Source organism: Teichococcus rhizosphaerae, from assembly GCF_002631185.1.
Taxonomy (GTDB): Bacteria; Pseudomonadota; Alphaproteobacteria; order Acetobacterales; family Acetobacteraceae; genus Pseudoroseomonas; species Pseudoroseomonas rhizosphaerae.
Map to the genome: position 1 here is coordinate 29,401 of NZ_PDNU01000023.1, position 19,748 is coordinate 49,148.

Annotated in this window: 19 protein-coding genes; 5 read left to right on the plus strand and 14 right to left on the minus strand. The window is 70.4% G+C overall.

The window, feature by feature from the left end:
- Positions 1–26: 26 nt before the first annotated feature.
- The 3 genes from CR162_RS12730 to CR162_RS12740 are packed head-to-tail and all read right to left on the minus strand — an operon-like array spanning position 27 to position 3,191.
- Positions 27–1,253: an MFS transporter gene (locus CR162_RS12730; RefSeq protein ID WP_176559832.1), complete on the minus strand. Its 1,227-nt coding sequence runs from the start codon at positions 1,251–1,253 to the stop codon at positions 27–29.
- Positions 1,250–2,713 carry an FAD-dependent oxidoreductase gene (locus tag CR162_RS12735; RefSeq protein ID WP_099095911.1) on the minus strand — a complete coding sequence of 488 codons (1,464 nt, stop codon included), beginning with the start codon at positions 2,711–2,713 and terminating at the stop codon, positions 1,250–1,252. The genes CR162_RS12730 and CR162_RS12735 overlap by 4 nt, the downstream gene beginning before the upstream one ends.
- Positions 2,714–2,768: 55 nt before the next feature.
- Positions 2,769–3,191 (minus strand): PadR family transcriptional regulator, encoded by a 423-nt coding sequence (locus CR162_RS12740; RefSeq protein ID WP_099095912.1) that lies wholly within the window; start codon positions 3,189–3,191, stop codon positions 2,769–2,771.
- A gap of 216 nt (positions 3,192–3,407) precedes the next feature.
- On the opposite strand from CR162_RS12740, the gene CR162_RS22045 reads away from it, so the two are divergent.
- On the plus strand, positions 3,408–3,602 hold the full coding sequence (locus tag CR162_RS22045) for a hypothetical protein (protein ID WP_141563147.1): 195 nt from the start codon (positions 3,408–3,410) through the stop codon (positions 3,600–3,602).
- Positions 3,599–4,204 (plus strand): hypothetical protein, encoded by a 606-nt coding sequence (locus tag CR162_RS12745; protein ID WP_099095913.1) that lies wholly within the window; start codon positions 3,599–3,601, stop codon positions 4,202–4,204. The genes CR162_RS22045 and CR162_RS12745 overlap by 4 nt, the downstream gene beginning before the upstream one ends.
- Positions 4,205–4,331: 127 nt before the next feature.
- On the opposite strand, the gene CR162_RS22840 is transcribed toward CR162_RS12745, so the two are convergent.
- Positions 4,332–4,610 (minus strand): SOS response-associated peptidase, encoded by a 279-nt coding sequence (locus tag CR162_RS22840; protein WP_232477424.1) that lies wholly within the window; start codon positions 4,608–4,610, stop codon positions 4,332–4,334.
- 200 nt (positions 4,611–4,810) lie between these two features.
- Between CR162_RS22840 and CR162_RS12760 the strand changes: the two genes are divergently transcribed.
- Entirely contained in the window at positions 4,811–5,173 is a 363-nt protein-coding gene (locus tag CR162_RS12760) for a hypothetical protein (RefSeq protein WP_099095914.1), read from the plus strand.
- Between the two features lie 444 nt (positions 5,174–5,617).
- On the opposite strand, the gene CR162_RS22050 is transcribed toward CR162_RS12760, so the two are convergent.
- Complete coding sequence (locus CR162_RS22050) at positions 5,618–5,938, minus strand: hypothetical protein (protein ID WP_141563148.1); 321 nt, start codon at positions 5,936–5,938, stop codon at positions 5,618–5,620.
- A gap of 112 nt (positions 5,939–6,050) precedes the next feature.
- On the opposite strand from CR162_RS22050, the gene CR162_RS12775 reads away from it, so the two are divergent.
- Positions 6,051–6,284 carry a hypothetical protein gene (locus CR162_RS12775; protein ID WP_099095917.1) on the plus strand — a complete coding sequence of 78 codons (234 nt, stop codon included), beginning with the start codon at positions 6,051–6,053 and terminating at the stop codon, positions 6,282–6,284.
- 263 nt (positions 6,285–6,547) lie between these two features.
- Here the strand turns inward: CR162_RS12775 and CR162_RS12780 are convergent, their stop codons facing one another.
- The 8 genes from CR162_RS12780 to CR162_RS12815 form a co-directional block, all read right to left on the minus strand.
- Entirely contained in the window at positions 6,548–7,213 is a 666-nt protein-coding gene (locus CR162_RS12780; RefSeq protein ID WP_099095918.1) for a hypothetical protein, read from the minus strand.
- Between the two features lie 264 nt (positions 7,214–7,477).
- On the minus strand, positions 7,478–9,463 hold the full coding sequence (gene parE, locus CR162_RS12785) for a DNA topoisomerase IV subunit B (protein WP_099095919.1): 1,986 nt from the start codon (positions 9,461–9,463) through the stop codon (positions 7,478–7,480).
- A 131-nt stretch (positions 9,464–9,594) separates the two neighbouring features.
- Complete coding sequence (gene dps, locus CR162_RS12790) at positions 9,595–10,080, minus strand: DNA starvation/stationary phase protection protein Dps (protein WP_099095920.1); 486 nt, start codon at positions 10,078–10,080, stop codon at positions 9,595–9,597.
- 83 nt (positions 10,081–10,163) lie between these two features.
- Positions 10,164–11,816 carry an MFS transporter gene (locus tag CR162_RS12795; RefSeq protein ID WP_245870334.1) on the minus strand — a complete coding sequence of 551 codons (1,653 nt, stop codon included), beginning with the start codon at positions 11,814–11,816 and terminating at the stop codon, positions 10,164–10,166.
- Positions 11,817–11,835: 19 nt separating this feature from the next.
- Positions 11,836–12,759: a ketopantoate reductase family protein gene (locus CR162_RS12800; protein ID WP_099095921.1), complete on the minus strand. Its 924-nt coding sequence runs from the start codon at positions 12,757–12,759 to the stop codon at positions 11,836–11,838.
- A gap of 65 nt (positions 12,760–12,824) precedes the next feature.
- A complete protein-coding gene (locus CR162_RS12805) occupies positions 12,825–13,397 on the minus strand; it encodes a nucleoside 2-deoxyribosyltransferase (protein ID WP_099095961.1) in 573 nt (190 codons plus the stop codon).
- Between the two features lie 59 nt (positions 13,398–13,456).
- Positions 13,457–14,875, minus strand: coding sequence for an alpha,alpha-trehalose-phosphate synthase (UDP-forming) (locus CR162_RS12810; protein WP_099095922.1), 1,419 nt, complete (start codon positions 14,873–14,875; stop codon positions 13,457–13,459).
- Between the two features lie 15 nt (positions 14,876–14,890).
- Positions 14,891–16,669, minus strand: a complete 1,779-nt coding sequence (locus CR162_RS12815) for an ABC transporter ATP-binding protein (RefSeq protein WP_099095923.1) — start codon at positions 16,667–16,669, stop codon at positions 14,891–14,893.
- Between the two features lie 132 nt (positions 16,670–16,801).
- Here CR162_RS12815 and CR162_RS12820 point away from each other — a divergent pair, with 132 nt between their 5' ends.
- Positions 16,802–17,860 carry a glycosyltransferase family 4 protein gene (locus tag CR162_RS12820; RefSeq protein WP_099095924.1) on the plus strand — a complete coding sequence of 353 codons (1,059 nt, stop codon included), beginning with the start codon at positions 16,802–16,804 and terminating at the stop codon, positions 17,858–17,860.
- 78 nt (positions 17,861–17,938) lie between these two features.
- On the opposite strand, the gene CR162_RS12825 is transcribed toward CR162_RS12820, so the two are convergent.
- Positions 17,939–19,567, minus strand: coding sequence for an ABC transporter permease (locus CR162_RS12825; protein ID WP_245870335.1), 1,629 nt, complete (start codon positions 19,565–19,567; stop codon positions 17,939–17,941).
- Positions 19,568–19,748: the final 181 nt, after the last annotated feature.

A 19,748-nucleotide genomic window follows, 5' to 3' on the forward strand; every position in this document is an offset into this window, starting at 1 on the left:
TCGTTTTCTTGGATGGAGGATGACTGTCAGGAACGCCGGAGCGCATTGGGCACGAGTGCCAGCACCATCAGGATGTTCAGCATCGCTGCCCCGCACAGGATAGCCAGCGTCGCCTGCGTGCCGAAGCTGTCCAGCAGCCAGGCGCCGAGAAAGGGCGAGGCTGCCTGCGCGATGAGGGTCGGCATGGCGATGCGGCCCATCAGCACGGCGTAGCCCTCCTTGCCGAACAGGGCCAAGGGCACCGTGTCGCGGGCGATGGAGCGGACGCCACTGCCCATGCCGTACATGACGATGCCTGCGGCCACGACGCCGGGCGCACCCACCAGCATGCCCAGGCCGACCGCCACCAGCACCGCGGACGCGACCAGGCTCCAGATGGGATGCGCCTTCTTGCCGAACAGCATCTCCAGCACGCGGGCGCCGACCTGCGCCGGGCCGATCAGCGTGCCCAAGGCGACGGCCGCCGCCAGCGCCAGCCCTTGCGACTGCAGCAGTGTCAGCAGGTGGACGGAGATGACGGTCATGATGACCGCCGCCAGGGTGAACCCCGCTGCCAGCACGACGAAGGCGTAGCGCTGGCCCGCCTGCACATGGCCTGGCGCCACGGCAGCCTTGGCGGCCGTGGGTGCCGCAGCGGGCTTGGCCAACTCGCGCGGCACGCCGAACAGGTAGAGCGGCAGCACCACGGCGAGGTGGATGGCGGCGTAGGTCAGGCAGGCGCCGCGCCAGCCCAGGTGGTCAACCAGGAAGGCACTGAGCGGCCAGCAGACCGTGCTGGCGAAGCCGCCGAACAGGGTGACGTGGGTGATGGCCGAGCGCGCCTGCTCGCCACAGAGACGCCCCAGCGTCGAGAATGCCGGGTCGTAGAGCCCGGCCCCCATGGCCAGCCCGAGCACCACCCAGGCGACTACGAACACCGGCAGGCTCGGCGCCAGCCCGAGCAGCAGCAGGCCCGCGGAGAGCAGGACGGCGCTGGCGGCGAGCACGGGGCGGCCGCCGTGCCGGTGAATCAGGTGGCCGATGCGCGGCGAAGCCAAGCCGGACACCAGCATGCCAATAGACAGGGCGCCCATGATCCAGGTGAGCGGCCAGCCGGTGTCCGCGGCAATCGGTCCGGCCAGGACGGCTAGCAGGTAGTAGGAGGAACCCCAGGCAAGGATTTGGCCGACGCCGATGGCCGAGACGACCGTCAGCCGGTTGCGGCCTGCTGCCGCACCGGCAAGGGCGCTTCCCGGTGTCGTGGCCTGGCTCATTCGGCGGGCTCGGACGGTACGGTCGCCCGCGCGGTGTTGGTCCCGCAGCACGTCGTTTCCTTGACCAGCTCCTGCTCCGGCCGCGAGGAGCAGCAGGCGACCGGGGGTGCCGCGGGAGCGCAGCAAGAGGACACCACGTCGGCGGCGCCGGGCAGCACGCGGCTCGAGCTGCAGACGCCGGTCTCCGGCAGATCGAGCTCGACACGGCGCGCGGCCTCGAGGTCGCCCGCGAGGAAGGCGGCGATGGAGCGCACCTGCTCGTGGCCGGTGGCCAGCAGGAAGGTGGGCGCCCGCCCGTAGCTGGCCATCCCGGCAAGGAAAAGCCCGCTGTCCGGCTGCTGGAGCTCGAAGGCGCCGTGCGGCCGGACGGTGCCGCAGGAGTGCAGGTTGGGGTCGATCAGCGGCGCCAGCAGGCGGGGGCACTCCAGCGCCGGGTCCAGGTCCAGGCGGACCTCGCCAAGGATTCCGAGGTCGGGCCGTAGGCCGGTGGCGACCACCATCTCGTCCGCCGCCACCGTCCTGCCTTCGAGACCCTTGACCTGCAGGGAACCACCGGTGCCCCGGCGAACCTCATCCACCGCGAAGGGCGCGAGCAGCTCGACGGCACCGGCCTCCACGAGGCGCCGCAGCCGTTGGCCGAGGGCGCCGCGCTCCGGCAGCTGGTCGGCGGCGCCACCGCCGTAGGCCCGCGTCAGGTCGGCGCCGCGGGCCGCCCACAGGACAGCCGTGCCCGGCGCCTGTTCGGCCAGGCGGGCGAGGTCGATGAGGGTGCCAACGGCCGAGTGGCCCGACCCGACGACGAGGACGCGCTTGCCCGCGTAGCGGCCGTGGTCGGCGCCCAGCACGTCCGGCATGCCGTGGCGGATTCGCTCGGCGGCCTCGCGTTCGCCCACGGCGGGCATACCGGAGGCACCGGCCGGGCTGGGACTGCCCCAGGTGCCGGTGGCCACTATGACGGCGCGAGCGAGGAGGCGGCCCTCGCGTCCGTCGGCCTGGAACCTGACCTCGAAGGGCTGGTCCTCGCGCCCGGCGTCGCGGACCTTGCCCACGCGTTGCCGGACGACGCCGGTCACCCGCGTGTTCAGGCGCAGGCGGCCAGCGATCTCCGGCAGCGCGGCGAGCGGCGCCAGGTAGTCGTCGGCGAGTTCGCGTCCGGTCGGGAAGCCATCGGCGTCAGGCGCCATCCAGCAGTGCCGCTCCAGCAGGGCTTGGGCCGCCCGGTCGATGTTGTAGCGCCAGGGGGAGAACATGGGGACGTGGCCCCAGGCAAGCGGCGCCGTGCCGACCGAGGGACCGGCTTCCAGGATGACCGGCTCGAGGCCACGCTCCAGCAGATGCGCTGCGGCGGCGAGGCCGACCGGACCGCCGCCGATGATGGCGACAGGTAGCGATCCGAGGGCGGCGTGGCCCTCAGAGGCCCTGTTCTGAGGGCGCGGCGTGGCGGAGCAGCAAGACGTCATTTGACGTTCCCCTTGGGTATGCCTCGGTGGGCGATGTATGTGGGCAAGCCAACGGTCAGCATCGGCAGGCACCCTTGGCCTGGTCGCGGGCAGCAGCGGCGCGGTCGGTCTCGGTCAGGGCCGCCGTGGCGTCCATCCATGCCTCCAGGCCGACCTTGAAGGCGTCGCGGCCCCTGTCGGTCAGCGTGTAGACCTTGCGCTCGCGACCGGAGACGATTTCCGAAGCGGATGTCAGGTAGCCGCCCTGCTCGAACTCGCGCAGCGTCGGGTAGAGGGCACCCTCGGAGGGCGAGCAGCAGCCGTTGGTGGTCCGCTCGACGGCACGGGCGATGTCGTAGCCGTGCGCCGGGCCGTCGTGCAGCACCTGGAGGACGAAGAAACGGCTGAGCGCCATCTTGATGGTCCCGGCCCAGTAGGCCCGGTCCGTGAAGTCCGGGGAAGGGCGGGCGACGGCGCGGAGGGTGGGTTCCTTCGACATGTCGGAACCCTATGCCTTGGAGGGCGAGGTATCAAGGCTACATTGGACAGTGATGGGCGACTCTGGCGCCTGGGATGGCGCGAGACACCGCTGAATCAGTCCTATACCTTGCACGCCCGTTACCGCCTGCGCCCGGAGTGGGGCTGCGGGGGAAGCCTCGCGGATGTCGTTTCAAGCCTTGGGGCGCACTAGGTTATCCGGCAACAGGAGCGGTAGATGACGGAAGCCCAGCGCAAGACCTTCGAGATCATGGCGAGGCGGTACACCGAGGTGAACACGACCACCCGTGCCGTTGCCCGTGAAGCGCTGGTCCGCGAGGGCATCCGGACGGCCGATGGTCGTCTTGCCCCCGAATACGGTGGCCCGGCGCCGAAGAAGCCGTCGAAGAAGCCAACCGCAGCTCGTAGTTGAGTCGCTACGCCACTTCCTTCGTATTGGGCTACCACGACTGCGATGAGAAGGTGGGCAGGAAGGCCCTTGCAGGTGAGGTGAACCTGCTGCGGAGTGAGAAAGATTATGATTGGCTCGGCCCCGGTGTTTACTTCTGGGAGGGCGATCCCGGACGCGCACTGGAGTGGGCCGAGGACAAGGTCGCCCGTGGCGATTACAAGAAGCCCTTTGTTCTGGGTGCCGTCATCGACCTGGGCAACTGCTTGGACCTTCTGGTCCGCGAGAACCTCAATCTCCTGAGAAACGCCTATGACAGTCTGGTGGCCACGCGGGAGAAGAGCGGGCAGGCGCTGCCTCGTAATAGGGATGTCAGGGGCAGCACGACCAACGACAAGCTGCTCCGCAACCTGGACTGCGCCGTGATCCGCCGCCTCCATGCCATCTTGGAGGAGGATTACGATCTGCCTGCCGGAAGCGAGAAGCCGGGCCCGTTCGACACCGTCCGCGGTCTCCTCACCGAAGGCGAGCCCGTCTACCCGGACGGAGGCTTTTACTTGAAGACCCATACCCAGATTGCCGTCTGCAATTCCGCCTGCATCAAGGGCCTGTTCCTGCCGCGTTGACTGCTACCTTCAAGGTGCGTTCGCCTGAGAGCCGGGCCGAATCGGAATCCGTGGATGACCGAGGGGTGGTGTGGAGGTGCAGTCGCCGCTTGCCAGCCAGACGACCCGCCAATCAGGTCGCGCCAGGCTAGGCCGGATCCTTGCGGTTACCCTTGCTCACGATGAGCATGTCGTTGTCCGGCAATGGTCGCTGCAGCTCGCGGGCGATCCCCCACGGCGCCTGCAGCCAAGTGTCTATCTCGTCCGGTGTCGTCAGCATCACCGGCATCGCCTTGAGGTGGATGGCGCCCTGGGATGTCGCCCAGCAACTCCAGAGGCCACTGCCGGATGCCGACATGCTCATTGTGTCGAGGGGGAACCGGGCGGATCCGGCGCCCGGATAGGCCGCACCGCACGCATCGGTCACCGATGCCTGGGTTCACTGCCCCACGCTGTTGAAGAGGCGCGAGCGAGGAGCACGAGCCGAGTACGAGGTCGTACCCTCCGGAAGCAGAAGGTGGCCCAGACTGGACCATGTGAAGACTTGCCCGTCGCGCACGTGTTCATTGAAAGCGCCAAAGCTGCCCCCCATCTCCATTGCTTGGGCTGAGCCGTTGGAAGGTGTAGATGCTGGACGTGATTGGGTCCCTCATGAAGGGCGAGGACAAGTATCCTCGGGCCTTCGCCGCTGCGAACGAGTTTTGGAGCGAGATCTTCGTGGTGCAGCGGGATGGTGACGACGCCACTTTGCAGGCGGCGATAGACGGCTCGCAGACAAGCTTTGAATGGCGCATGTCAGACGTCGGCGTCTCCCGCCCCTCTGCGAAGTCCATCATGGCCGTGACCGCGATTGGCGCGCTCTATCGGGACGGCTTCGAGGATGAGGAGTTTGCCAAGCGGGTCATTCGTTCCTTCGTGGCGAGCTCGAGGTTAAGCTTGGAGGTGAAGGCGTCCGCTAGGGATACGATGACGATGTACTCGCTTGATTGAGGGTGTGACCCTCGTCATCGGAGCCGAAGGCGCAAGCGTCTCGACTCGTTAGCGGCGGTGAACTTCCACAGCGGCAAAGCGTCCGCTGTCCCGTAGCAAGCTGGCGCCCGGGAAGCCTACCTCGAACGGCGCCATAACGGGGTTGGAGCGGTGCAGCCGGGCCAGATCGCCTCCGGCAACCGCAGCAACTGCGTGAGACCGCTACAGTCCTTCGCCGCCACGCCGAGTGGCACGGCGCCAAACTCGTCCTTTGGCCGCGCCACCCACCGACGGCTCGCCGTGAGGTGGCTCGCCACCATCCACACCGCGGCGGCGAGGGTGGCCGGGACCTCCCGGAGCTCGGCCTGCTTCGTACCTGGCAGGCGGACCAGTCGACCGGCGACGAGATCGTGCAGGACGGGATGGTCACGCCGCCAGACAAGGGCCTCGTCGGAGGTCAGGAAATCAGCGCTCGGGCGAGGCTGCCTTCTGAAGGAAGGCATCCGCACCACCCGCGACGAACCCCTGGCCATGCTGGGCAAGCCAGCGGTTGAAGTCGGCACCTGCCTCGGCCCTGAGCGCCCGCTGTCGGTCCTCGCGCCTATGGACGAGTTCCTCGTCGAGCAAGTTGGCCACGGTGCGTGCGGCGTATGGCCTGCCATCGGGACCATGATGGCCACGCTCGGCCAGCATCTCGGCGACGGCGCCAAGGTCACGGTCCAGGTCTTCGGAGGCGAGGCGCCGGGCCTCGGCTTGGATGGCTGGGTCACTTGGGTAGGGCGGCATGGGCGGTCCTCCTGCGGACCGAGCCTAGCCCCGGTGCCATGAGCCCTGGCAAGCGGCAATGAACCTCCTATGCTGCCCGGACGTTTCGATGCCAGGGGCAAGGGAGCGACCGATGGGGCTGGCAACCTACACACTGAAGATGGCGGCTGTGTCAGCGCTAGCCGCTGCGATTCTGGTCTTCGGCGGTGAGCCAATGCCTGCTGGCTGGCTGGACGGCATCGTGGATCCGGGCGCCACCGTGGGGCAGGCCGCGACCGTGGTGGTGTTCACGGTGGCCGGGTCGGCGGCGACGGCGGGCGGAATAGCCGGGCTGTTGTGGCTCGCCTGGGCGTACTGGCGCGAGTAGCGGGCCGGGCTGCGGCAGCGAAGATGGGACGAGGTGCAGTCACCACATGATTGAGGTGGCGCGTCAGGTTGTCCGGAGAACCTCAGGAACCGGGTTGCCGGTGCCATCTGTGCAACCCAAGGGATCCTGGCCACGTTCTGATGACGGTGCGACTAGGCGCTAAGACAAGAGGTGCCCCTACCTGGATGGTCAGATCCAGGTAGGGGTGCCTTCTTGCGTTCAGTCTGCGGCTACAGTCTGGATTTCAGGCGGGAAGGCCCGCCTTAGGTATTATAAACGGCGCACGCGCTCGCATGGCCATCATCTCCTTGCTCCGGTTGCGACGTGGGAAACGCCGGGCGGCGTCCCGCTGACAGACCGGTACGACTAGGCGACCGGGTCTGTTCCTCGGGCTCGGGGCTCAACAGGAAGTATGTCCCCCTGGAGTCGGAGCCGAATAGGTGGCCATTGCTGGCCAGAATTGATGCCAGTCGATTCATGGGGCGTTGCTCCGCACCCAGGAGACCGTCCGCCAGTACGACCTTGAGGAGCTCCGTCCGGTGTGTCGGGCCGCCTTCTGCAAGGATGGCGGCGACCCGATCTCGCACGCGGCTGTTCTTGCTGTCAGGCTTGCTCTTGGGCGACACCGACGATGGCGGCACAATGTGGTCGCGCCTGCGCTCGAGGTACGCTTGCAGCCGCAATAGGGTGCGGAGCCCCTCCATAACTCGTGCCTGTCGGGCATCCAGGACCGCAATCGCCGCAATGCATGCCACATCGTTACCGTCGTTGCGGATGCGTGCCTTCTCAAGCCACGCCGTCGCCTTCGCCCGCGCTGCAGCCAGTTGCTCCATCTCGAGCTCGACCACTTCATAAGCAAACGTCGAGATGCCCTCGGCGAACAGCGGGGGGACGCTGGCGAGCAGGGCGTCGAGTTCATTGGCGATCACGGCGCCGGGTTCAGAGCTGCTTCCCATAACGCAAGGTAAACGGGAGACTCTGGCGCAGGTTGCAGCGCGCGCAGGGTGAATCCTGTCGTTTTCCTTGGGCGGAAGGCCAGCGCCGGGTGACTCTGCTTGCGCAGGGTCTCGCCGCGTTTCGGCAAGCAAAAAGGGCGCGAGGATTCCGCGCCCTTTGTCAATGAAAGCAACGGGTTAGGAGAGCGCCAGTCTACTGAATGGCGCCGGAGTCTCCCGTTTGGTGCGCGCCTATAATCAGGCGTCCACCGCCTCCAGCTCCAGCCGCGCGGCATTCTCCTGGATGAAGCGGAAGCGCAGTTCGGGCTTGCGGCCCATCAGCGCCTCGATCAGCTCGGAGGTGGCGGCGCGCTCCTCGGGCGGCAGCACCACGCGCAGCAAAGTGCGCTTGCGCGGGTCCATGGTGGTTTCCTTGAGGGAGGCGGGCGGCATCTCCCCCAGGCCCTTGAAGCGGCTGACCTCGACGCGCTGGTTCGGCTTGAAGGCCTTCTTCAGCAGCTTCTCGCGCTCCGCGTCGTCCATGGCATAGACCGTCTTGCCGGCGGTGGCGAGGCGGTAGAGCGGCGGCTGGGCCAGATAGACGCGGCCCTGCCGCACCAGCTCTGGCAGCTCCTTGTAGAAGAAGGTCATCAGCAGGGCGGCGATGTGGGCGCCGTCCACGTCGGCATCCGTCATGATGACGACGCGGCCATAGCGCAGCCGCGCGATGTCGAACTTGTCGCCGGCGCCGCAGCCCAGCGCCTCGATCAGGTCCTTCAGCTCCTGGTTCTGCCGCAGCTTGTCGGCGCTGGCGGAGGCGACGTTCAGGATCTTGCCGCGCAGCGGCAGCACGGCCTGCGTCTCGCGGTCGCGCGCCTGCTTGGCGGAGCCGCCGGCGGAATCGCCCTCCACCAGGAACAGCTCGGTGCCCTCGGCCGCCTCGCGGGCGCAGTCGGCCAGCTTGCCGGGCAGGCGCAGGCGGCGCGTGGCGCTCTTGCGCGGTGTGTCCTTCTGCTCGCGGCGGCGGAGGCGGTCCTCGGCGCGCTCGATCGCCCAGGTCAGCAGGTTGCCGGCGGTGGCGGGATCGCCCGCCAGCCAATGGTCGAAATGGTCGCGCAGGCCCTGCTCGACGAGCTTCGCGGCTTCCGGGCTGGTCAGCCTGTCCTTGGTCTGGCCCTGGAACTGCGGCTCGCGGATGAACACCGAAAGCATCCCCGCCAGGCCGCCGAACAGGTCCTCGGCCGTGACATTGGCCGCTCGCTTCTCCTTGCGCAGCTCGCCATAGGCGCGCAGGCCCTTGACCAGCGCGTTGCGCAGCCCCGCCTCATGCGTGCCGCCCAGCGGCGTCGGGATGGTGTTGGCGTAGGTGTTGAGGAAGCCCTCGCCCTGCTCCAGCCAGCTCACCGCCCATTCGGCGCGGCCGGCGCCCTGGGGAAAGGTCGCCTCGCCGGCCCAGGGGGCGGGGATGACGGGGGTGCGGCCTTCCAGCGCGGCGGCCAGGAAGTCCGACAGGCCGCCCGGGAAGTGCAGCGTGGCCTGGGAGGGCGTCTCGGCTTCCTGGCCTTTCGGCACCAGCGCCGGATCGCAGCTCCAGCGGATCTCGACGCCGCGGAACAGGTAGGCCTTGGACCGGCACAGCCGGAACAGCCGCGCGGCCTGGAACTGCAGCGGCCCGAAGATCTCGGGGTCGGGCTTGAAGCGGATGGTGGTGCCGCGCCGGTTGTGCACGGCCCCCGCGTTCTTCAGCCTGGCGAGCGGCTTGCCGCGCGCATAGGCCTGGGTGAAGAGCGTGCGGTCGCGCGCCACCTCCACCTCCAGCCGCTCCGCCAGGGCGTTTACCACCGAGGAGCCGACGCCGTGCAGGCCGCCCGAGGTGTCATAGGCCTTGCCCGAGAACTTGCCCCCCGAATGGAGGGTAGTGAGGATCACCTCCAGCGCCGAAAGCTTGGGGAATTTCGGGTGCGGGTCGGTCGGGATGCCGCGCCCGTTGTCGCGCACGGTGAGCCAGTTGCCCTGTTCCAGCGTCACCTCGATGCGGTCCGCATGGCCGGCCACCGCCTCGTCCATGGCGTTGTCCAGCACCTCGGCCGCGAGGTGGTGCAGCGCGTTCTCGTCGGTGCCGCCGATATACATGCCGGGGCGCCGGCGGACGGGCTCGAGCCCCTCCAGCACCTCGATGTCCTTGGCGGAATAGGAAGCCGCCGCCGTGGCCTTGGCGCCACGGCCGCCGAAGAGATCGTTCATGTCTTGTTCACACCCTCAGCCCGCAAACTAGCCAAGGGAGGGGGTGCGCCGCAACCCTTCCTCACGACCCGAGGGGCCGGAAAGGCGCGGGCCGGCGGGGCTGGGAGAGCCGGCTCCCCCAGCCTTTCCAGTTACTTCTCCTCGAGATGGGCCTCGAGCATCCACAGCTTCTTGTCGAGGTCGCGGGACAGGCCGGTCAGCAGGTCGGCCGTGTCGGCATCGCCCGCCTCGTCCGTGCTGTCGATGCCCTCGCGCACCGAGCGCGCCAGGCTGGCGAAGCGGTCCGCCAGCTCCTTCACATGGTCCAGCGTATAGACGGTGGCCTGCGAATAGGCGGGCAGGCGGCTCTTCTCGGCCACGATCTGGCTGGTGCCATCCGGGGTGCCGCCGATCTGCACCAGGCGCTCGGCCACCTCGTCGGCGGTCGCGAACAGCTCGTTGTAGAAGGTCTCCAGCATCCCGTGCAGGCCGATGAAGTTCGGCCCCCGCATCGTCCAGTGCGCCATGCGGACGGAGTTGGTCAGGTCGATCATGTCGGTGAGCGTGCCGTTCAGCACGGTGACGGACACCTTCTTGGTGTTCTCGCCAAGGTCGTTGCGGGTGTTGCGCAGGGCCATTCTCAGTCCTCCTGATTCGGCGAAAGTAATGCTGACGCTTAGGATGGGGTTTCCCCTCCCGTTTGCCACCTCCCCGCGCGTCCTCACAGGGTATGGTGGATGTAGCGCGCGCTTCCGGGGCCGGTTTCACCGTGGTGCAGCGCGGCGGCGCGGGCGATGGCGGCGCGGTCGGCGGATTGAAGCCGGTCGTGCTCGCGCAGGTGCTCGGTCCAGCTTTCCACGGACCAGACCTCCATCCAGAGCTCGGGATGCGCCACATCCTCGTAGAGCCGCCAGGACAGCGCGCCGCTGCGCAGCCGGGCGCGGCGCAGATCGGCCATGGCGGCGAGGAAGGCGGCGCGGTCGGCGGGGTCGATGCGGTAGCGGACCATCTCCAGCACCTGGCCGCGGTCCTGCGCCAACAGGGGCGCCAGCTCGGCGGCGGGCGCCTCGGGCTGCGGCATGGCGGGGGCGGGGGCCTCGGCGGGGCCGGGCTGGCTGAGCCGCCAGCGGCGCGCCACCAGCGCCGCCACCGCGCCACAGGCGCCGAAGCCGCCGAGCGCCCAGCCCACCCCCGCCACGGTGCCGACCCAGCCCGCCAGTGCCGAGCCGAAGGCCAGAGCGCCGAAGAAGGAAAGCTGATAGATGCCGATGGCGCGCGCCCGCACCCAGGCCGGCGAGGCAAGCTGCGCCGATGCCTGGAGGGTGCTGGCCGCGCCGATCCAGGCCGCGCCGTAGATCACCATGCCCACTCCGGCCGCGGCCCAGTGCGGCACCAGCCCCAGCAGCAGCAGCGCGCCCGAGGCGAGGAGCGAGGCCGCCACGATCAGCCCGTTCCGGTCCAGCAGCGCGCGGGCACGCGGCAGCAGCAGCCCGCCGCCCACGGCGCCCACCCCCATGGCGGCCAGCAGCAGGCCGAAGGCTTCCGGCCCCAGCCCCAGCCCCTGGCGCACCAGCAGCGGCAGCAGACCCCACATGGCGGCGCCGAAGAAGAAGAAGACCACCGCCCGCAGGATGATGACCCGCAAAGCCGGCGAGGCGCCGACGAAGCGCACGCCCGCGCGCATGGCGGACAGGAAGTGCTCCTTCGGCAGCCGCGTGGCGGGCGCTTCCCGCCGCCAGAGCACCAGCGCCACAATCAGCACCAGAAAGCAGGCGGCGTTGAAGGCGAAGGCCGCCTGGGTGCCGGCGAGGCCGATGATGAAGCCGCCCAGCGCCGGCCCCACGGCGCGCGACAGGTTGAAGCCGATGCCGTTGAGCACGATGGCCTGGGTGAGGTCGGCGCGCGGCACCAGCTCCGGCGTGGTGGCGGCCCAGGCGGGAAAGTTCATGGCGCTGCCGGCGCCGATGGCGAAGGTCAGCGCCAGCAGCCCCCACGGCCCCAGCGCTCCCGCCGCCGTCAGCAGGCAGAGGATGAGGCCCATCAGGCACATCCAGGCCTGCGCGAAGATCAGGTAGCGGCGGCGGTCCACGATGTCGGCCATGGCGCCGGCCGGCAGGGCCAGCAGGAAGACCGGCAGCATGGAGGCCGCCTGCACCAGGCTGACCATGATCGGCGAGGGGTCGAGGCTGGTCATCAGCCAGCCGGCGCCGGTGTTCTGCACCCACATGCCGGTGTTGCTGGCCAGGTTGGCCAGCCAGAGCAGGCGGAAGGCGGGGTGGCGGAGCGGCGAGAAGGCGGAAGGGGGAGAGGGATTCGGCATGGTGGCGGGCAAGGTGCCGGAAACCGCCCCCTCCCGGCATGACCCTTTCGTCATCTCGCCGCGGCGCCCGCCCTCAGGCGAAGTCCCGCTCGCGCTGGCGCACCAGGGCGGTGACGGTGGCGTTGACCGGCGCCTCCCGCCCGGCCAGCGCCGCCTCGCGCGGGATGGCGCCGTTGATGGCGTCGATCTCGCTGCGGCGGCGGGCCATGTGGTCGAGCAGCAGGGAAGGGCGGGCACCGGGGATCTTGCGGCCGAAGGCGGTGATGTGCGCCACCGGGTCCTCGACCGAGAGCCTCACCCCGCGCGCCTTCGCCACCTCCCACGCCTCCATGCCGCAGGCGCGGGCCAGGGGCCAGAGGTCGGGGTCGTCCATGACCTGCCCGATGGTCAGGCCGGTGAGGGCGCAGGGGCCGGAGAAGGTGACGTTGCAGATCAGCTTCTCCCAGGTCAGCGCCTGGATGTCGTCGCAGGCCTCGGCGCGGAAGCCGGCGCCCCGCCACAGCGCGGCGATGGCGGCGAGGCGCGGTGTCGCCGGCCCGTCCAGCTCGCCGATCCGCACCACCTCCATGCCGTTGTGGTGGGCATGGCCCGGCCCGCGCAGCGAGGCGCCGAAGCCGCCCGCGATCCCCGCCACCACGCGCTCCCGGCCCAGCGCGGCGGCCAGCACGGCGCTGCTGCCAAGGCCGTTCTGGATGGTGAGCACCGTGGTTCCGGGGCCCAGCAGGGGCGGGATGGCGCGGGCGGCCTCCGCCACGTCCCGCGCCTTGGTGGCCAGCACCACCAGGTCCACCGGCGCCTGCCCCTCGGTGCTGGTCGCGGCCGTCAGGCGCACGGTGCGGTCGCCCGAGGCGCCCTCCAGCCGCAGCCCGTCTCGGTTCATCGCCGCGACATGCGCCTCCCAGGCGTCGATGGCCAGGACCTCATGGCCGGCGGCGGCGAACAGCCCGGCATAGACCGAGCCCATGGCGCCGCAGCCCAGGATGGCGATTCGTGACATGCGTTTCCCTCCATGCACGGCGCTTCCTGCCGCGCCGGGGAGATGGTCCGGCCGCGCGGGCGCCTTCAGCCAGGCAGCCTCCCCCGCATCAGCGCCGCCACGCAAGCCTCGAAGCCCTCGAGATCCCGCCAGCGGCTGGCCTCCGGCACCTCGCGCGCCACCAGGACGCCGCCGGCGGCGGCGATGCCGCCATCGATCATCAGGTTGTCGTGGCAGCCGAAATCCTCGAGCGCGAGGCCCTCCGAATCGGCCCAGCCGCCCTCGGCCCCAGGCCGCAGCCCGGCGCCCAGGAAGTGGCGGGTGCGCTGGAGGAAGCCCTGCCCGCTGTTGCTGTAGCCCGCCACTGGCCGCCCCAGCGCCCGCATGAAGCCGAGCTCGTAGAGGGTGCCCGCATCGGCCGAGGGGCCGCGGAAGGGGGTGAGGTTGGCCACCAGTGCGTCGCAGGCGCGGATATGCGCCTCGTTGCGGAGGTAGATCTCGAGCCAGCGCTCGGTGGCCGCATCGGCGGCGGCGCTCTCGATGGGATCGGTGGGAAACACGCCGATGGCGCCGTGGCGGGCGCAGATGGCCTTCTTGGCGGCCGCCATGGCCGCGGCATCGGGGAGGAAGACGTCGGGTCCGGCGAGGTAGATGCGCATGGCGCGCAATCTGCCCCGCCGGGCGGGCGCTGGCCAGGAGGAGCGCTGGCCAGCAGGGCTCAGGCGGCGCCCCGTTCCCCCGTGGAAAGGGCGCGCAGGTCGTCCACGAAGCGGTCGCGCCAGCGTTCCAGGCTGTTGTGGCGCATCACCCGCAGCATGGCGGCGTGGCGCTCGCGGCGCTCCTCCAGCGGCATGGCCAGCGCCCGGGCCAGGGCGGCGGCGACGCCCGCCTCGTCATGCGGGTTGACCAGCAGGGCGGCGTCCAGCTCGCGCGCCGCGCCGGCGAATTGCGAGAGCACCAGCGCGCCCGGATCGGCCGGATCCTGCGCCGCGACGTATTCCTTGGCCACGAGGTTCATGCCGTCGCGCAGCGGCGTCACCAGCCCGACCCGCGCGGCGGCGTAGAGCGGCATCAGCGCGCGGCGGGGGAAGGAGCGGTTGAGGTAGCGCAGCGGCATCCAGTCCAGGTCGGCGAAGCGGCCATTGATGCGGCCGGCCTCCCCCTCCAGCTCCCGCCGGATGGCCTGGTAGGCCTCCACATCCGTGCGCGAGGGCGGCGCGATCTGGAGGTATTCCACCCGCCGGTGCCATTCGGAGTGCCTGGCCAGGAAGCGCTCATAGGCGGCGAAGCGCTGGCGCAGACCCTTGGAATAGTCCAGCCGCTCCACGCTCATCATCAGGGCGCGGCCGGCGAGGCCGGAGCGCAGGGCGGCGAGCTGCGGCTCGCCCGCGCCGGCCACCGCCTCGGCCCGCAGCGCATCGACATCGACGCCGATCGGGTAGACCCCGGTGCGGACCAGCCGGCCCTCGACGGAGACCGCGCCGCCCTCCAGCGCCGTCCCGCCCAGCTCGCGGCAGGCATAGTCGGCGAAGGCGGTGCGGTCGCCCTCCGTCTGGAAGCCGATCAGGTCGTACTGGCAAAGGGCGCGCACCAGCTCGGCATGCACCGGCACCGTCATCAGCACGGATGGCGCCGCGAAGGGGGTGTGCAGGAAGATGCCGATGCGGTTTTGCAGGCCGAGGTCCCGCAGCGCCCCGGCCAGGCAGAGCAGGTGGAAGTCATGCGCCCAGATGACGTCGTCCGGCGCCACAAGGTCGGCGAGGTGACGGGCGAAATGGGCGTTGACGCGGCGGTAGCCCTCGAATTCCTGCCAGTCGAACCGGGCGAGGCCGGTCTGGTGGTGCAGGATCGGCCAGAGCGTGCCGTTGGCGAAGCCGCGGTAGTAGTCGTCGTAGTCCCGCTGCGTCAGGTCGGTGGTGTAGAGCGTGACGGGGCCGCTGCGCGCCACGGCGGGGGGCAGGCCCGGCGGCAGGCTCTCGGGCGGCACCACGTCCGGCACCGTCTGGCCGGACCAGCCGAACCACAGGCCGCCCGTGTGGCGCAGCGCGTCCATCACGCCGGCCGCCAGGCCGCCCGCGGTGGCCTCGCCCTCGGTGATGGGGGCCACACGGTTGGAAACCACGACCAGTCGCGACATGCGCGCAACACCCCTTCACGCCGCCTCCGGCAGCTCCGGCAGGTTCCCGGAGTGCTGCTGGCGCAGCAATTCGCGATACGGGCCGTGGCGGCGGGCCAGCTCGGAGGGCGGTCCGTCCTCCACGATCCGGCCGTGATTCATCACGATGATTCTGTCGAAATTTTGCAGGGTCGAGAGGCGGTGCGCGATGGCGATGACGGTGCGGCCGCGCATCAGGCTGTCGAGCGCCGCCTGGATGGCCCGCTCGCTCTCGCTGTCCAGCGCCGAGGTGGCCTCGTCCAGCAGCAGGATGGGCGTGTCCTTCAGCAGCGCGCGGGCGATGGCCAGGCGCTGCCGCTGGCCGCCCGAGAGCTTCACGCCCCGGTTGCCCACCACCGTGCCGAACCCTTCCGGCAGGGCCTCGATGAAGGCGCGGCAATGTGCCATCCCGGCGGCGCGCAGCACCTCCTCCTCGGTCGCGCCGGGGCGGCCGTAGCGGATGTTCTCCAGCACGCTGCGGTGGAACAGGGCGGTGTCCTGCGGCACCACGGCAAGCGCCGTGTGCAGGCTCTCCAGCGTCACGTCGCGCAGATCCTGGCCGTCGATCAGCACGCGGCCCGAATCGGGGTCGTAGAAGCGTTGCAGCAGGGACAGCACGGTGGACTTGCCCGCGCCCGAGAAGCCCACCAGCCCGACCCGCTGGCCGGGCGGCACCACCAGGTCGAACGCCTCCAGCACGGCGCCGCGGCCGGGATAGGCGAAGCGCACCGCCTCGAACCGCACCTCGCCCGCGCCGGGGACGAGCGGCACGGCGCCGGGGCGGTCCTCCAGCGCGTGCGGCACCAGCAGGGCGCCGGTGGCCTCCTCCAGCCGGGCGAGCTGCTGGGTCAGCTCGACCAGCGCCACCGCGATGTCGCGCGTGCCGTGCAGGATGGTGAGCGAGAGGGTGGCCAGCAGCGCCACGTCCCCCACCGAGGCCTGGCCGCGCTGCCACAGCAGCAGCGCCGCCGCCAGCACGGCGCCCGCCATCAGCACGGTCAGCACGGCGTGGATCGTCCGCAGCTTCTCCATGTAGAGCAGGCTGCGCCGGTGCGCGCCGATCTCGGCGCCCACCGCCTCGGCGATCCGGGCGCGCTCGCGCAGCGTGGCGCCGAAGGCGCGCATGACGCCGATATTGCCCACCACATCCACCAGCTCGCCATCGATGGCGGCGGCGCTGCTGGCGTGCTGGCGGTGCAGCGACACGCCGCGCCGCGCCAGCCGGTGCATCAGCAGCCCGATGGCCAGCGCCACGACCGAGAGGACCAGCGCCAGCGGCAGGTGGATGATGCCGGTGAACAGGATGGCGCCGATCACGGCCGCGCTGGGCGGCACCACGTTCCAGGCCAGGGTGTTCTCCACCGTGAAGGCGGCCTGGGCGGTGGCGGAGACGCGGGCGGCGAGCGCCCCGGGCAATCGGTCGGCGAAGTAGCCGGGGGTGTGGCCGGCGAGATGGGCGAAGAGGTCGCGCCGGATGTCGCCGGTGACGGCGGTGAAGCTGCGCGCCGCCGCCCAGCCGCCGACGCGCCACAGCAGGTTGTCCGCCGCGATGATGGCGCAGAGCAGCAAGAAGGCTGGCCAGACGCGGCCGGCCGCCGCCTCCGGCCCCGCCGCCACGATGTCGATCAGGTGCTTCAGCCCGTATTGCGCCGAGATGGAGCACAGCACCGCCAGCAGCACGGCGCCGAACACCACCGCATGGCCAAGCGGCCGGCGCCGGGCATAGCGGAAGAGGAAACCGAAGGCGGAGGAAGATGGCGCGGGGGTTGCGGTCAAAGCAGCCTACTTTTCGCCATAATGGATTTGTACAAGCACGGTCGAAGTAAAGGCGCCGACCGGATTTTTCAATATCAACGGCCCTGCACTCAAATAAAACTTGTGATCTGCCTGAGAAAAGGGATCGCGTTCATGCGTATCGCGCAAATTTCGCCGCTGTTCGAGGCGGTTCCGCCGAAGTTGTATGGCGGGACGGAACGCGTTGTCTCCTCCCTGACCGAGGAGCTGGTGGCCATGGGCCACGACGTCACGCTCTTCGCCAGCGGCGACTCCGTGACCGCCGCCCGGCTCGCCGCGATGCGCGACCAGGCTCTGCGCCTCGACCCCACCGTGAAGGACTGGGTGGCGCACTACTACAAGATGGTCGAGCAGATCGCCCAGCGCGCCGGCGAGTTCGACATCATCCACTCCCATATCGACTATTTCCCGCTCGGGCTGCTGGACCGGCAGGCCACGCCGTTCCTCACCACCCTGCATGGTCGGCTCGACCTGCCGGAATTCAAGATGATCTACGAGACCTACGGGCACACGCCCTTCGTCTCGATCTCCGACAACCAGCGCCTGCCGATCCCCCGCCTGAACTGGGCGCGCACCGTGCTGCACGGCATGCCGGCCGACCGGCTGACGCCGCAGCCGGTGGAGCAGAAGTACTTCGCCTTTCTCGGCCGCGTCTCGCCGGAGAAGGGGCTGGACCGCGCCATCCGCATCGCCGCCCGCGCCGGCGTCAAGCTGAAGGTCGCCGCCAAGATCGACGACGCGGACCGCGCCTACTACAACCGCGAGATCTCGCCGCTGATGAACCAGCCGCATGTCGAGTATATCGGCGAGATCAATGACAGCCAGAAGCCGGAGTTCCTGTCCGGCGCCCATGCCCTGCTGTTCCCGATCGACTGGCCGGAGCCCTTCGGCCTGGTCATGATCGAGGCGATGGCCTGCGGCACGCCGGTCATCGCCATGCGCCGCGGCTCGGTGCCGGAGGTGCTGGAGAACGGGCTGACCGGCTTCATCATCGAGAACGAGGACGAGGCGGTGGCCGCCGTGCCGCGCATCGCGGAGCTGGACCGCGCGCGCATCCGCAGGCGGTTCGAGGAGCGCTTCACCGCCCGCCGCATGGCGGAGGACTACGTCTCCGTCTACCAGCAGCTGATCGAGGCGGCCAAGAAGCTGCGCCTGCGGGCGGTCAACGCCTGAGGCGGGACGCGGGGGACGGGCGTTCCCCCGCGCGGCTTCCTCCCGATCGGCCGGCGGGCGGTGCCCGCCGGCCTTTTCTCATCCTCCCCGCCGCATGGCCCGGACCAGGACCAGCACGGGAACCAGCCCCACCGCCACGATCAGCAGCGCCGCCGTGGAGGCTTCGGCCAGGCGCTCGTCGGATGCCAGGTTGTGCACGCGCACGGCCAGCGTATCGAGGTCGAAGGGCCGGACGATGAGGGTGGCGGGCAGCTCCTTCATCGTGTCCACAAACACCAGAACGGCCGCGGCGAGCAGCGCGCCGCGCGCCAGCGGCGCCTCCACCCGGCGGATGGCCGCGCCCGGGCCGCAGCCCAGCGTGCGCGCGGCCTGGAACAGGCTGGGCTTCAGCCGTGCCAGCCCGCTTTCCACCGCCGACTGCCCCACCGCCAGGAAGCGCACCAGATAGGCGAAGACCAGCGCCACCATGCTGCCCGAGAGCAGCAGCCCGGTGGAGACGCCGAATTGCGCCCGCATCCAGCCATCCAGCGCGTTGTCGGCCAGCCCGAAGGGCACCAGCGTGCCGACGGCGATGACCGAGCCCGGCACCGCGTAGCCCAGCCCCGCCACCCGGTTGGCGATGCCGGAAAGGCGGGAAGGGTAGAGCCGCAGCCCCCAGCCCAGCAGCGCCGCCAGCGCCACGCCGATCAGCGCCGTGGTGCCGGCCAGCAGCAGCGAGTTGCGGGCGAAGGGCAGATAGCGGTGGGGCGCCAGCGCGTCGCCCTGCTCCAGCATCAGCCAGAGCAGCCCGCCCGCCGGAATGGCGAAGCCCACCAGCACCGGCAGGGCGCAGAAGGCGGTGGCGGCCCAGGCCTTCATGCCGCGCAGCTCCACCGGGCGCAGCGGCGGCTGGCGGGTGGTGGTGGAGTGGAAGCGCCGGCCGCCGCGCGAGGCGTGCTCGGCCAGCAGCAGCAGCGCCACCACGCCCAGCAGGCAGGCGGCAAGCTGGCTGGCGGCGCCGCGATCCCCCATGCCGAACCAGGCCTCGTAGATGCCGGTGGTGAAGGTGCGGACGGCGAAGTAGTCCACCGTGCCGAAATCGGCCAGCGTCTCCATCAGCACGAGGCCGGTGCCGGCGGCGAGCGCCGGCCGCGCCAGGGGCAGCGCCACGCGCAGGAAGGCGCGGGGCAGCGAAAGCCCCAATGTGCGGGAAGCCTCGATCAGGCAGGTGCTCTGCTGCAGGAAGGCGGCGCGGCAGAGCAGGTACACGTAAGGGTAGAGCACGGCGGCCAGCATCAGCGCCGCGCCGGGCAGGCTGCGGATCTCGGGGAACCAGTACTCGCCCCAGCGCAGCCCGGTGGCGCCGCGGAGGGCGGTCTGCACCGGGCCCGCGCCATCCAGCAGCCAGGTGTAGAGATAGCCGCACACATAGGCCGGCATGGCCATCGGCAGCAGCAGCGCGATCTCCAGCGAGCGGCGGCCGGGGAAGCGGCAGGCCGTGACCAGCCAGGCGCAGGCCACCCCCGTGACCGCCGCCATCAGCGCCACCAGCGCGCCGAGCTGCAGCGAGTTGCCCAGATAGGGCAGCAGGCTGGTCCGCAGGATGTGGTGCCAGACCTGGCTTCCGCCGCCGCCGAAGATCGGGGCCACGGCATCGGCCAGCACCGCCAGAACCGGCAGCGCCACCAGCAGCGCCACCAGCCAGCCCGCGCGCGCCCAGGGCGGCACGCGGCCGCGGGATGGCTGCGGGGCCGGAGCGGCCGCTTGCGTGGCCGGACGGGAAGAGGGGAGGGTGGTGACTGACACGCGAATGCGACTGCCTTTCAGCCGCGATTAGCACCACTGCCCCTCCGGCGCAAAGCAAACCCGCCCCTCTTTTGGCGCCCCCTGGCGCTTCCGGGGCGGGTCC